At 70.6% G+C, this 12,897-nt stretch carries 12 protein-coding genes; 4 read left to right on the top strand and 8 right to left on the bottom strand.

Annotation, left to right across the window (positions count from 1 at the left end; genetic code table 11):
* Together ACZ5Y0_RS34265 and ACZ5Y0_RS34260 are read right to left on the bottom strand one after the other, a co-directional pair.
* Positions 1–311, bottom strand: a 311-nt coding sequence (locus ACZ5Y0_RS34265; protein WP_469132566.1) for a carboxyl transferase domain-containing protein, incomplete at its 3' end; no start/stop codon positions are given.
* A gap of 142 nt (positions 312–453) precedes the next feature.
* Positions 454–669: an acyl-CoA carboxylase subunit epsilon gene (locus ACZ5Y0_RS34260; protein ID WP_469132565.1), complete on the bottom strand. Its 216-nt coding sequence runs from the start codon at positions 667–669 to the stop codon at positions 454–456.
* A 274-nt stretch (positions 670–943) separates the two neighbouring features.
* Here ACZ5Y0_RS34260 and ACZ5Y0_RS34255 point away from each other — a divergent pair, with 274 nt between their 5' ends.
* A complete protein-coding gene (locus ACZ5Y0_RS34255; RefSeq protein WP_469132564.1) occupies positions 944–1,939 on the top strand; it encodes a ScbA/BarX family gamma-butyrolactone biosynthesis protein in 996 nt (331 codons plus the stop codon).
* Positions 1,940–2,193: 254 nt separating this feature from the next.
* Here the strand turns inward: ACZ5Y0_RS34255 and ACZ5Y0_RS34250 are convergent, their stop codons facing one another.
* Complete coding sequence (locus ACZ5Y0_RS34250; RefSeq protein WP_469132563.1) at positions 2,194–3,048, bottom strand: NAD(P)H-binding protein; 855 nt, start codon at positions 3,046–3,048, stop codon at positions 2,194–2,196.
* A gap of 169 nt (positions 3,049–3,217) precedes the next feature.
* On the opposite strand from ACZ5Y0_RS34250, the gene ACZ5Y0_RS34245 reads away from it, so the two are divergent.
* Positions 3,218–3,886 (top strand): ScbR family autoregulator-binding transcription factor, encoded by a 669-nt coding sequence (locus tag ACZ5Y0_RS34245; protein WP_469132562.1) that lies wholly within the window; start codon positions 3,218–3,220, stop codon positions 3,884–3,886.
* On the opposite strand, the gene ACZ5Y0_RS34240 is transcribed toward ACZ5Y0_RS34245, so the two are convergent.
* The 4 genes from ACZ5Y0_RS34240 to ACZ5Y0_RS34225 all read right to left on the bottom strand — a co-directional run bounded on the left by ACZ5Y0_RS34240 (position 3,879) and on the right by ACZ5Y0_RS34225 (position 8,937).
* The gene (locus ACZ5Y0_RS34240) at positions 3,879–5,420 is read right to left on the bottom strand and encodes an FAD-dependent monooxygenase (protein WP_469132561.1); all 1,542 of its coding nucleotides are present in this window, start codon (positions 5,418–5,420) and stop codon (positions 3,879–3,881) included. The two genes, ACZ5Y0_RS34245 and ACZ5Y0_RS34240, sit on opposite strands and share 8 nt — an antisense overlap.
* A gap of 558 nt (positions 5,421–5,978) precedes the next feature.
* Positions 5,979–6,380 (bottom strand): DUF6009 family protein, encoded by a 402-nt coding sequence (locus ACZ5Y0_RS34235; RefSeq protein ID WP_469132560.1) that lies wholly within the window; start codon positions 6,378–6,380, stop codon positions 5,979–5,981.
* Positions 6,377–7,912: a DNA primase family protein gene (locus tag ACZ5Y0_RS34230; RefSeq protein ID WP_469132559.1), complete on the bottom strand. Its 1,536-nt coding sequence runs from the start codon at positions 7,910–7,912 to the stop codon at positions 6,377–6,379. The genes ACZ5Y0_RS34235 and ACZ5Y0_RS34230 overlap by 4 nt, the downstream gene beginning before the upstream one ends.
* Positions 7,909–8,937: a bifunctional DNA primase/polymerase gene (locus ACZ5Y0_RS34225; protein ID WP_469132567.1), complete on the bottom strand. Its 1,029-nt coding sequence runs from the start codon at positions 8,935–8,937 to the stop codon at positions 7,909–7,911. Before ACZ5Y0_RS34225 ends, ACZ5Y0_RS34230 begins: the two co-directional genes overlap by 4 nt.
* A gap of 1,847 nt (positions 8,938–10,784) precedes the next feature.
* Between ACZ5Y0_RS34225 and ACZ5Y0_RS34220 the strand changes: the two genes are divergently transcribed.
* Complete coding sequence (locus ACZ5Y0_RS34220) at positions 10,785–11,474, top strand: hypothetical protein (protein ID WP_469132558.1); 690 nt, start codon at positions 10,785–10,787, stop codon at positions 11,472–11,474.
* A gap of 48 nt (positions 11,475–11,522) precedes the next feature.
* The gene (locus ACZ5Y0_RS34215) at positions 11,523–11,948 is read left to right on the top strand and encodes a hypothetical protein (RefSeq protein WP_469132557.1); all 426 of its coding nucleotides are present in this window, start codon (positions 11,523–11,525) and stop codon (positions 11,946–11,948) included.
* A gap of 333 nt (positions 11,949–12,281) precedes the next feature.
* Here the strand turns inward: ACZ5Y0_RS34215 and ACZ5Y0_RS34210 are convergent, their stop codons facing one another.
* On the bottom strand, positions 12,282–12,734 hold the full coding sequence (locus ACZ5Y0_RS34210; RefSeq protein WP_469132556.1) for an iron chaperone: 453 nt from the start codon (positions 12,732–12,734) through the stop codon (positions 12,282–12,284).
* Positions 12,735–12,897: the final 163 nt, after the last annotated feature.

Genomic DNA, 12,897 nt, shown 5'->3' with positions numbered 1-12,897 from the left:
ACGAAGACCGTACGGCCCTCCACCGTGCCCCAGCCGGTGACGACACCGTCGGTGTACGGCCTCTTCGCCTCCAGACCGAAACCGCTCGCCCGGTGCCGGCGCAACTGCTCGACCTCCTGGAAGGACCCCGGATCCAGCAGCAGCCCGATCCGCTCCCGAGCGGTCAGCTTCCCCTTCGCATGCTGCGCCAGAGTCGCCTTCTCGCTCGGCCCGGCCAGCGCCTGCGCACGGATCCCGTGCAACTCGGCGACCCGCCCACGCGCGTCCGTCGGCTCGGCGGTCACCTGGAGAATGTCGTTGAGGACTGTCACTGTGCCTCCCTCCCTCATGAGCGCGGCCGGACTGCGCCCAGATTAACAAACCGCATATGCGGTTTACAGGGGGGCGTGCGGCGCGCACATGGAATCGGCCCTGGAAGAAGCGCCTGTCGGCCCACGGCCGGGCGCACTGGCTCTATCGCCAGCAGTACGGGGAGCGCCATCGCGTGCCGGCGCGCTCGGGACGGCGCCACGCCGGGACGTCGGGAAGGGGCTCCTGCCCGCGGGTCGCCGCCGTCCGCCCGGCGGCCAGTACAGAGCACAGCACGACGGCCACCGCGGCCAGTTCGTCATCGTCGGCCCGCCCGCGCTCGACCCGCAGCGCGAGGGGGGCGACATCCGCTTCGCCCATGTCCGCTCCTCTCGGTTCCGGCCACCGTGCGGCACCGCGCTCAAGAGACGCTTCAATGCCGCTCGAGAAGCGCCGAGGCGGGCGGCCGGAGCCGACGCCTGGGCTGTGAGCTGGAGAAACGTCGGAGAAGGGACCGATCGAGCGGAACCGAGCCACGGCTCGCCGACCGCGATGGCCCACGATCCCGTGCGGAGGCTCCGATTCCTCTGGAAACCAAACCGGTTGCCCTCTATTTTTCCCCTCAGCCCATCTCCGATCTCGTCCAGGGGGAGCGATGACTGCGACCACGTTCCAGTTCGAAGGTCCGTCGATCGAGCAGACGGCGGTACATGCCGCTCAGTCACCTTTTCGGACAGCCGCACTGCTTCACGGTCACCTGACCACCACGGTCCCCAGGGAACTGGTGCACCGGGCAGCCGTCGCGGAGGTCATGCTCACCGGCTGGCAGCGCCTGGACGACACCCACTTCACGGTGACCGCCCAGTGGCCGCGGGGCCACAGCTTCTTCACTGCCGTGAACGGAACCCACCACGACCCGCTGATGGCCGCTGAAACGATCCGTCAGACCGGCGCCCTGCTCGCCCACGCCGAGTTCGGCGTTCCCTTCGGCCACCAGTTCCTGCTGGAGGAACTGACGCTCACGGTGTGTCCCGAGGAGATCCGGGTCGGCGGGGCGCCCGCCGCGCTGGACATCGACGTCACCTGTTCGCAGGTCAGGAAGCGCGGCCACCGGCTGACCGGCATGTGTTACGAGACCAAGGTGCTGCGCGAGGGGCGGCTCGCCGCGTCGGGACGGATCTCCTTCAGCGTCATCGCTCCCGCCGTGTACCGGCGACTGCGTCCGCAGCGCGTCTTCGACGCCGGGCACCGCCCCCTCCCGCTGACGGCTCCGGTGGCCCCGGCGACCGTGGGGCGCCTCTCGCCCACCGACGTGGTCCTCTCCCCCACCGGCGAGCCGGACCGCTGGCAACTGCGCATGGACACCCGCCACCCCGTCCTCTTCGACCACCAGGTCGACCACGTTCCGGGCATGGTGCTCCTCGAGGCCGCCCGCCAGGCGGCGACCGCGGTCCTGGGCAGACCCGCGATCCTGCCGCTCGGCCTGGACTGCGAGTTCATGAAGTACGCGGAGCTGGACCTGCCCTGCGTGATCGACGCCCTGCGCCTGCCCAAGGCCGCACCCGACGACCCGGAGACGGTTCTCGTCACCGGCCACCAGGACGGCCGGCCCGTGTTCACCTCGACCCTGCGGGCGGCCCCGTTCGACTGACCGCAGGAAGCAGGGGCAGACCCGCGGGCCTGCCCCTGCTCACCACGGCCGGAGGGCACGCACGCGCCCTCCGGCCCACGCGTCTGTCCTCGAAGCTGTCCCCACGTCGTGCGGCGCCGGCGCCGGAGCGGCCGGAGCGGCCGGGGGGCGCGGTGGCGCGCCCTCCGGTCCTTGGACGGGCCCCCGCCCCGCAGGCCGTCCGGCCCTCATCCGGCACGGGGGCCGCGTGGGGGGCCGTGCCGTCCCGCGTCCACCTACCGCGGCACGGCACCGAACGCCGCGAGGTGGTCCTCGGCCCATGTCCCGAAGGACCGGGCCGGACGGCCGGTCAGACGCGGGACGGTGTCCTCCACGCCCACCTTGGCCCCCGCCCGCTGCCGTTCCGCCGCGGCCAGCAGCGCCTCGACGACGGCCGCGGGATAGCGCTTCCTCAGCAGGACGCGCGCCTGGGCCGGGGAGAGCTCCTCGAAGCGCAAAGGGCTGCCCAGCAGCCGGCCGAGCTGGGCCGCCTGCTCGAACGCGCTGATCGGCTCGGGTCCGGTCAGGGTGTAGACCCGCCCTTCGTGTCCGTCCTCGGTCAGCGCGCACACGGCCGCGGCCGCGACGTCCCGCGGGTCGACGCACGCGTTGGCCGACGTGCCGTACAGAGCGCGTACCACCCGGTCGGAGGCGATGGACGCCGCCCAGGACAGTGTGTTGGACATGAAGGCACGCGGGCGCAGCAGCGTCCACCGCATCCCGCAGCCCAGCAGCAGCTCCTCGTTGGCGCGCTGCCAGCGGGTGACGAGGTCGCGCGCATCGCTGTCCGCGACGGCGGCCGCGGACACCTTGACCAGGTGCCGTACGCCCGCCGCCCGCGCGGCGCGCAGGAAGCGCGCGTCGTCGTCGCCGCCCACCCGGTTGGTGAGGAGAAACGCGCGGCTCACCCCTCGAAGAGCGCGGTCCAGCGACCGCGGATCGCTGTAGTCGCCGGCCACGATCTCGGCCGTGCGGGCTGCCCCCTGCACGCGCGCGGGGTCCCTGACCATGACCCGCACCGGGAGATCGGCGGGAAGTCCCCGCAGCACCTCCCGTCCGATGGTCCCGGTGGCGCCTGTCACGAGAATCACCGCTGTCCTCCTCCGTCTGTCAGACCCCGGAGTGCGAAGCGCCGGCTGCCCGACTCTTGAGGCGGCGCACACCACCGGTTGTAAGATACAAACTGGGCGGTTTTTTTGAGGGAGTCGGCCCGAGGCTCCGCCGGCCGTCGTGATCTCCGAGAAACGGGAGGCCCGCCAAGTGGTGAAGCAGGACCGTGCGATCCGCACGCGCAGGACCATCCTCCAGGCAGCGGCGAAGGTCTTCGAGGAGCGCGGCTACCAGGCCGCGACCATCTCCGAGATCCTCACCACCGCCGGTGTGACCAAGGGAGCGCTGTACTTCCACTTCGAGTCGAAGGAACAGCTGGCCCAGGGAGTGCTCAACGAGCAGGACCAGCGGTTCGTGATCCCCGAGCGCGTCTACAAGTTGCAGGAGCTGGCGGACGTGGTGCTGCTGCACGCCTACCGCCTCCAGTCCGACCCGATGGTGCGCGCGGGCGTACGACTGAGCATGGACCAGTACGCCAAGGAGCTGGACCGCAGCGGCGCCTTCGTGCGCTGGAGCTCCGTATGCCGCGGACTGCTGGAGAACGCGCAGGCCCAGGGCGAGCTGCTGCCCCGCGTCGTGCCCTCCGTGACCGCCGACATCGTGGTGAGCACCTTCGCGGGCGTGCAGTCCATGTCCCAGGTCGTCAGCGACTATCAGGACCTGCGGCCCAGGACCTCCGCGCTGCTGCATCATCTGTTCCCCAGCATCGCCGTGCCTTCCGTGCTCGCCTTGTTGGACCTGTCCGAGTCGCGGGGCGAGGCGACCTACGAGGAGATCCGGCAGCGGCTGGACCGGCAGCCGGCGGGCGCCGTCAGCTGACCGCTCCCGCGCCCGTCATGGCCAGCTGTTGCACGGGCCGGGCCGACCGGGCGCCGAAGTACAGCTCGAGCACATCTTCCAGGCAGTCTCCCCCCGGGGCGGGGGCCCAGGCGACGTAACCGTCGGGCCGCACCAGCAGGGCGTCGCACCCGACCTGGGGGGTGGGCTCGGCACGAACCGTGCTCACGACCTGGGCCCAGTCGCGGGCCTGCTCGAGGTGGCGGCCGCCGCCCTCACCGAAGACGAGCAACAGCGGTCTGCCGGCCCGCAGCAGCCCGATCACATCCATCCGGCCCTCGCGCGTCGTCAGGGACATGTTCTGAAAAAACCTTCCTTCCCAGCGGGAAGGCCGCCCGGTACGTCGCGGAAGGACCATGTCCTGACCGCTGATCAGGTCGCTGAGGTGCCGGCTCCCCCGGTCCGCCTCGACCAGTCCGGCGAACAGGGCGTGCAGGGCGTCGGTCTCGGGTCCCGAGCGCATCAGAGCGAGCTGGGCCCGCGTGTTGTCGATGACACTGCGGGCGGCCGGCCGGCGCTCCGTGTCGTAGGTGTCGAGCAGGTCCTCCTTCGCGAGTCCCCGCACGACGAACGCGAGTTTCCAGCCCAGGTTGAGGGCGTCCTGCACGCCGGTGCTCAGTCCCTGGGCACCGACCGGGAAGTGCATGTGCGCCGCGTCCCCCGCCAGGAACACCCTCCCCCAGCGGTAGCAGCGGGCGAGCTGGGCGAAGTCGCTGAACCGGCTGAGCCAGCGCGGCTCCCGGAAGGCGATCTCCTTCCCGGCGATCCGGGTGAGTTCGTCGCGCAGCTCCCGCGCGGTGGGCGGCAGGTGGCGCTCGGGATGGGCGCCGGAGCAGTCGAGGGTCTTGATGTGCGTGCCGACGCCCGGCAGGTCGCGGGCGACGATCCAGCCGCGCGGGGTGCGGTGCCAGCCCGGCGGCAGATCGTCCGCGTCCTCCAGCGTCACCAGCCCGGCCAGCCCGGAGGTCGTGGCCCGGTAGGTCTGCGAGGGGACTCCCGCCTGCTCCCGGACCGTACTGCGACCGCCGTCCGCCCCCACCAGGTACCGGGCGGTGCACTCGACACGCCCCGAGGGCCCCTCCGCCAGCACCCGGACACCCTCCTCGTCCTGGCTGACCTCGCTCACGCGGTGCTCACGCATGACCCGTACGCCCGCGGCTCGCGCCCGCTGCTCGAACAGGCGCTCGAGATCGGCTTGAGGGCGCTTCAGGACGGGGCCGGGCTCCGAGGCCGGGGCGGTGATGGACAGGCCGGGTATGCCGGCGAAGCGGAACGGGGCCTCGGCCTCACCCGCCGCCGTGGCGGCCCTGGGAACGAGTTCACTGAAGTACCCCCGCCTGGCGAGTCCCTGTAGCGCCCTGGCGTGCAGCACCGAGGCCTTGGGGCGTTCCGAGACGGACGCCTCCGCTTCCAGCAGGACGGTGCTGACCCCGTAGTCCCCCAGCTCGGCCGCCAGCAGCATGCCGACGGGGCCTCCCCCCACGATCACGACCTGCGCACGCAGACGACTGTTCACCGTAGGACCTCCCCTTGACCTCGATGTGCAGCGGCAGGGGTGGCGGGAAACGGCCGAGGCCCGTCAGATCTGTGGAGACAGCACACGGTGCACGCCCCTCCCCCCTGCTGTGACGTACGGAAGCCGACCCGTCACCTCCGGCGAGCGGGGCGGCTGACGGCAAAGAAATATACCGAGTGGACGGTTCTTTTCAAGACCCGCACAACGTCCTGACCGAGAGACCTGTCACCCGAAGCGCCGGAGGCGCCCCTCTCCCTGCTCACAGGGGTTCCCAGCAGTGACGCACGCCCCTGTGCGCCACCTGCGCCACCACCGACGTGAAGGTTCGGTGACCACTCCTGCTGTCGGTTCTGCGCGGGCGCCCGCCCTCGCACGGCCGGCACCGGGCGCACCGTCCGGGCCCGGTCCCGCCGACGGACTCGGCGTCGTCGACACGGTCGCCGTCGGCAGGTCACCGCCCGGACGCACAGCCCGCGCGCCGGTGCGAACCGGCTCCAGGACCGGCGGGACCGCCTGCCGGGACCGGGCGGTCACGGACCGCCGGGCCGGGGCACACGCTCAGAGCCACAGCCTCTTCCCCGGCTCCCGCACCGCCGACGACAGCGGGCCGCCCTCCGACCGCTCCGTCTTGCGCCCTTTGCGCCCCGGCGACAGAGTGCGCGGGTCGACCGCCTCCGCGGGCGCCCCGGTGGCGTACAGGCCCTGGGGATCGGCGTCCCGGTCGTGCGGCAGCAGCCAGAAGACCCGGCGGCGGAAGGTGCCGGACGACCGGGACGGCTTGGCCTGAGGCCCGAGCAGCGCATACCCGACCATGCGTCCGTCGCGGTGGTAGGCGGGTTTGCCGCGCCGGGTGGGCAGCCGGTCCAGGCTCTGCCGGACGTAGTCGAGAGCAGCTATGTCCTCCAGCCAGACCAGTTCGGCCTCATGGAGGATCTCGTCCTCTCCGATGAGAGCGCTCATGCTGTCTCCTCGTCGGCCACCAGTCCGATACCCGGGTAGTACTTCCGCTGGTTGGACAGGATCATCTCCTTGGGCGAGGCCAGTCCCACGACCTCCCGAACCCTTGCCGCGAAGGCACGGGAGGAGACGGCCGGGGCCCCGTCATTCTGACACCAGGTCTTGTAAGCGGCGTACAGGTGAGCCTGCTCCGCCCGCAGCGCGGGCTCGAGCCGGCACGACTCGCTCAGGAACCGGCCGGTGTGGTCCTCCGTCTCGGCATAGGCCGTCGTGGCGATCCTGACGCGCTCGGGACCGGCCAGGTCGCGCTCCCCTGCCAGATACCGGCGGGCGCCCATGACCAGCCAGTTGAGGATGCCGGGCCCCTCCTCGGTGACGAGGACGTCCGCGAGGTTGTCGATCTTGCGGTCGTCGGAGACCACGCGCTCGAACGGGATGAGCCGCATCCGGCGCCAGAACGCGAAGCCTCCGGTGCCGACCTCGGGCCGGTGGTTGCCCAGCAGCCACAGCTTGTGGGTCGGCGCGAAGCTGAAGAAGTCCTGGCGCATCCGGCGGGCCTTGATACGGTCCCCGCCGGTGAGCAGCTTCACGCGGGCCTCGTCGAAGCGGTCGCCGGGCTTGACCTCGCTGCACACGATGACGCGCCGGCCGTGCAGTTCCGCGAGGTCCGTCGGGTGACCCTCGTAGGGGCGGGCCATCAAAAAGCCCGGTGGCGCCGCGTCGGCGTAGTCGCCCAGCAGCTTCATCAGCACGTCCAGCAGCACCGACTTGCCGTTCTTGCCGGAGCCGAACAGGAACGGCATCACCTGGCCGCCCACGTCCCCGGTGATGGAGTAGCCGAGCAGGAGGTGCAGGAAGCCGATCATCTCCGCGCCCTCGGGCCCGTCGCCGAAGGTGTCGGTGAGGAACCGGTGCCAGCGGGGCGTGGGTATCGGCTCCGGGGCCACGGTCGTGGACCGGGAGTGGAAGTCCTTGTTCGGATCGGGCGTCCGGATCGCGCCCGAGCGCAGGTCGACGATGCCCCCGGGAGTGCACAGCACGTACGGGTCGGCGTCCAGCAGCGCCGCGGTGAGCACCATGCCGGGTGCGGACCTGGCCTGGGTGAGCATGGCGTTCATGCCACTGGTGCTCAGGGCCCGTCTGCGGTGCTGTTGCAGGGCCGCCGAGGTGAAGTGGCCGCGCGGGTCGGTCGTCGCCAGGGACTCGGCCAGGTCTCCGGCGGCCCACATCACGGTGTCGTCCTCGTCCATCCGCCAGCGGGTGCTGTCCCACCGGAACCAGCCGAGCCCGGGGACGTGCCGGTAGTCGCCGGCGTACAGCTTGACGAACAGCTTGGCGTTGCCGCGGTCGCTGAGGGTGTCCGGCAGCAGCCCGTCGGCGGTCACCTCGCCCTGCCCGGCCGCTTCCCGGCCCGGCGTCCCGTGCTCCTGGCCCTTCGCACCGCTCGACAGGGACCTCTGCTCGGGCTGGGCGTAGAGGATCTGGGCGGCCACCGCCTGCGGATCGAAGAGGGTGTTGCCGTTCCCTGAAGTCATGAGCGCCCTTCCGAGTGCAGCGGTCGCAGCGTGCCGGCGTTCACGCCGCTGCGGATGATGGCTCCATAGCGCCGCTGCTGTCCGGGACGGGCCAGCTCGGCCGCCTCCCGCAGCAGACGTTCCGCCTCCGCGTGGTCCAACCGCCCGGCGGCCACCAGTCCTCCGGCGGTGTACGAGGCACGGTTCAGCTTCTCGGAGAAGCCGGCACCCTCGGGTGTGGCGGCGCAGGCGGCCACCTCGGCGAGTAACGCGGCCAGCAGACGGGCGGTGCCGTCCAGGCCGCCCCCGGCGGCCTGGACGGCCTGCCTGGCCCGTGGCGGCACCGGCCTGGGCGGCGGGGCAGCCGAGGACGGCAGATGCCCGGTACGGTCGAGTTCCCGGGCGAGCCAGTCCGGCAGCGGGGCAGGCTCCCGCACGGCCCCCACGGGCCGATAGGCCCCGGCCTCGGTCGTGGTGCCGGGAGCGACGATGTACCCGCCGTGCGCTCGTACGTCGACCTGCCAGGCGAGCGCGCGGGCACCCGACCCGGTGGAGCACTGCCAGCGATGCCCCCGATGGGCCCGGTACCACACGTGCAGGCCCCCCGAGGGGGTGCGGACCCGCAGGGTGGTGTCGTCGTCCGCCGGGCTGACGGCGCCCCGCAGCGCGGCCAGGACCCCGATCGTGTGGAAGCCGTCGGCCAGTCCCGTCAGGTCGATGTCCGGGGAGATCTCGATGCCGGGCAGCAGCCGGTCCCGCTGCGGCAGCCGGCGTTCATGGGCGTCGATGTCGAGGACGACCAGACCGGCGGGCCCGCAGGCGATCCCGACGCCCAGGCCCGGGTTGGCGCCCCACCACTGCTCGACGCGGGCGCGGTCCACGGTCGCGGCATGGAACCCGTGGCACCAGCGGCCGGCCGCGACACAACCGCACCCCCGGTGAGTGTGTCCCGGCGTCCGGCAGGCGGCGCAGTTGCCCGCCGGGGTCTTGCGTCCCGGCGCGAGCGGATGGACGGGCCAGCCCCGGGCCGCGCACCAGCGGGCAATGGCCAGCGACCGTCCGGCGAACGCCTGCCGCGCGGCATGACTGCGACACTCCCCCAGCTCAGAGGCCATCGCACCCCCCGTCAGCGACCCAAGCGACTGAGCAACGAGGACAGAGTAGCGAAGCGAACAGACAGCCAAGGGCTTTCTTCCGGCGGTCCAGCGACCGAAGTGCAACGGCCAGCGACCCGAGCTTCTTCGGTCGCTTTTCCCTTCGCGAGGGAAAGTCCAGGTCACAGCATCAGGGGTCGCGAAATAGCGACTGAAGCGACTCAAGGTCTCTATATATGACGCACACGCGCACACGCGCACACGCGCGCCAATGTCCTCATATACCTGACCCTTGAGTCGCTTCAGTCGCTGATCTCTGCAAGGCAAGTCTCTGACCTGGTATTTCCTGCGAGCGACCGAGAGCGACCCAGGCCCCGCTCGGTCGCTGCGCTTCAGTCGCTCCCCCGTATCCACAATCCGGCCTCAGAGGCTGAAACGGCACCAGGTTCTCCGTAGGACCATCGACAGCGACTCAAGCGACCCTGGAGCGAACGTCCACCACCCTCCGCGTCCCCCTGGCCGGCCAGGTCTCCCGCACGGTCGCGCAAGGGACTCGCCGCGGGAAGCGCGGGTGGCTGGGGCGGTTGCACCTCGGTCACCGGACCTCCCGGCGCTGCCCGAGCACAGGCCGCGGTGCGGGTTCGTGGGTTGCGGGCGCAGGACCGGAGCCGTACGGAAATCTCCACAGGTGCAGGGGACGCCACCCACGCGGTGGCCGCCGGCACGGGCGCACTGCCCTCGTACAGCCGCCCCGCCCGCTCGGCCGCTTGCTTCTCCGCCCTCGTGCGGCTCGTTGCCCACCGCGGCAACGAGCCGATGGGCTTGTCGCCCCCTGCGGGCCCGCGGCTCGGGCACGGGGTTCAGCGGAGCGAGTCGCTGCCCCACGCACGCCGGAGAACGGGATGCCTCGCGGCCGCGGCCCGTTGTGCCGCAGTCGGCCGGGAGACGGCCCCTGGGGCCGTCTGCTGGGCCTTGTCAGGACTGCGCTCCTTCACCCGGTGCGCCTGTGAGCGCCTGCGGAGCCCAGCAGCAGGGCGCCGGTCACCTGCTCTTGTGCGCGATCGCTGTCGGCAGACCCTCAGCCAGGCGTACCTCCACGGCAGTTGGTCACACCGATCCGCGACCTTTCCCGGGGACTCGGAACCACCGACCGGGGAACATGCCGGCTTCCGGCTGCAACGCCACTGTTTCCCGAATATGCGTGGCTGCGCTGAGCGGGTGGTGCAGGTACCTCCGTTCGCCGGTGAGCGACCGCCCCGCCACGGTGGTTGCCTTTCGGCGGTACAGGTCAGTGATGGGTTGTCAGAAGGCTCGGGGCGTAGGGGTTGCGCCTCGCGGCTGTCGTGGTGGCGGCCTCTTTATTAAGAGGCCGGGCCGCTCGCGCGCCTCTGACCTGCGAGTTTGCATGGGCCATGGTGTCCTGGGGGACACATTTCGCACCCCGGAATGTGAACGTGGCGGCGACATTTGGCCGGGAAAATCAAGCTGTGATTGAGTTTTTCCCGGCCCCGCCGTCACTGGCGACACCGCAGGTCACAGCCGTGACACCCACCGGCGAGCAGAGCGACCGAGACGCTGAGCAACCGCTTAGTTGTGTCGTCATCAGGGCACGTTATATCAACCTGAGCTTGAGTTTCCGCAGTGGAAGGCCGCGAGACTCAAGCTGCGCTTAACTTCTGCACCACTTTGTGACGGGGAGGCCGCAGGAAGCCTCACCTCGGTGTGCCGCTCAGTCAAAAGACAACTCCCACTTGATTTTCAGCTAGTCTCTGGACCGCCTGAGTATCAAAGGAGGTCCTGTGACAGCCGATCCACCAGCACGACGACGGCCCCGAGCCGTCCCTGACGCCGCATCGGGCGACGCGGGCTTCGACGACCTCCTCCAGGTCCTCGGAGAGCAACTCGGCGAAGTCCCCCAGAACACCGATCCCCGCGGCCGCCGCAAGCTCAAGAACGTCACCTTCGAGTACGAGCCCGACCACACGGTCGTCCATGACATGGCTGGGGACGCCGGTTACAGCCTGGCCTCGAACTGGTTCACCCAACTCCTGGCCCAGCTCGCCGTCGCCAACTCCATCACCAAGTCCCAGCTGTGCGTGTTCCTCTATGTCGCCGGGGGACAGCAACGCGGCACCGGCGTCGCCCAGTACACCCAGCAGGAGATCACCGACGGGCTCAACAGGATGGCCGACCACAAGGGCGGCAAGCGGATCACCCGCTCCACGGTCAACCGCGCCATCAAGGCCCTGGTCGGCTACAAGTGGATCGAGCAGTCGGGCAACGGCATGATCCAGCTCAACGTCCGTCTGTGGTTCCACGGCAACAGCAACGCCCAGCACGCAGTCCTCGAGAAACTCGCCGACCAGCACGACCGCGACCCCGAGGCCTTCCCCCGCGGCATCGGGCCCGACGCCCACCAGGAAGAGCTGGACCTCGACTTCGCCGTGCCACGGCACGCGGACTACGAAGCGGGAAGGCGTACAGGGTGATACACCACCACCAACCGCTCCGCCCACCGGCGCACAGAAGGGATACCGATGGCTGAGGTCATGTCACCGGTCGTGTCCGAACGTATCTGGGCCCTGCCCGTGTCCGGGGCGACAGTGAAGTTCTTGCAGTACCTGCTCTACCGCAGCGACTTCGGGGGCCACCTTCCGGTACGGCAGAAGGACATGGCCACCGAATACCGTGTCACTCCACAGGCCGTCAGCAACCTCATCGCGCCCCTGTGCGAGCTGAACATCGTGCTGCGCCCGACAAACGAGGACGGCAGTCGCGGCAAGGGCAACTCGTACCGCCTCCACCCTCTGGCGGCCAAGTACGCCAGCCCGCAGGACATGGAAGCGGCCTTCCGCTCGACGATCGCCAGGATCAAGGCCGGAGACCTCCCGAACCTGAAACTGCCCGCCTACGCGGCCGTGCCCCCCGCAGCAGAGGGACGCCCGAACCTCCAGGTCGCCTGACCGCGAAAAAACCGGGGCCCCGCCGGAAAACCGGCGGGGCCCCGATGCCTGAGTGAAGGTCGTACCGCCACTATACCCAGCCGTCCCCGGCTCACCACGTGAAGCTGCCGCCATCCGAGGCGACCTGCCCATGGGCCGGGCAGAAGCCCCAGGGTCTGTCGTTTGGATCATCCCGGCGTCGTGGGGTCCGGTGCGTGCGTCTGCGGCGTTGTCCTCGGTTGCCGACGCTCCGCGTCGCCGCCCTCCTCCGCCTTGCAGCCGCACGCACCGGACCCCGTTCGGGTCGACCACGTGGCGCCGCAGCTCACGCCCGGCTGATCCGAACGACAGACCCTAGCTGACCGCCTGCTTGACCAGCGCCGCGATCTGCTCCTCCACCTCGGCCGTCACTTCGGCCAGGGCGAAACCGGTCGCCCACATGGAGCCCTGGTCCAGGTTGGCCGCGTCATTGAACCCGAGCGTCGCGTACCGCGCCTTGAACTTCGCCGCGCTCTGGAAGAAGCAGACGACCTTGCCGTCCAGGGCGTAGGCGGGCATGCCGTACCAGAGCTTCGGCGTGAGCTGGGGGGCGCTGGCGGTGACGACGGCGTGGACCCGTTCGGCCATGACCCGGTCCGTGTCCTGCATCTCGGCGATCTTGGCGAGTACGTCCTGCTCCGCCAGCGCCGCCTTGTCCGCCCGCGAGCTGCGCCGCGCCGCAGACTTCTGCTCCTGGGCGTGCTCCTTCATCGCGGCCCGTTCCTCGGCCGTGAACCCCTCGTACGTGTTGTTCTTGGTGTTGCTCATGGTCTCTCCCGTAGCCCGTGGGTCACGAAGACCGACCCGGTGCGCTCGGTCCGAGCCCGGTCCCTGCCGCCAGTACAGCATCCACTGAGTCCCAAGCCCTTGATTTCCGCTAGAGACCAACTGGAACGTCACGCCTGTCCGCGCCCGCCGTCGCGCGTGAGAC

The organism is Streptomyces sp. NPDC033216 (genome assembly GCF_055577115.1).
The sequence above is the reverse complement of the archived record's forward strand: the minus strand, read 5'-3'. Positions and strand labels throughout refer to the sequence as shown.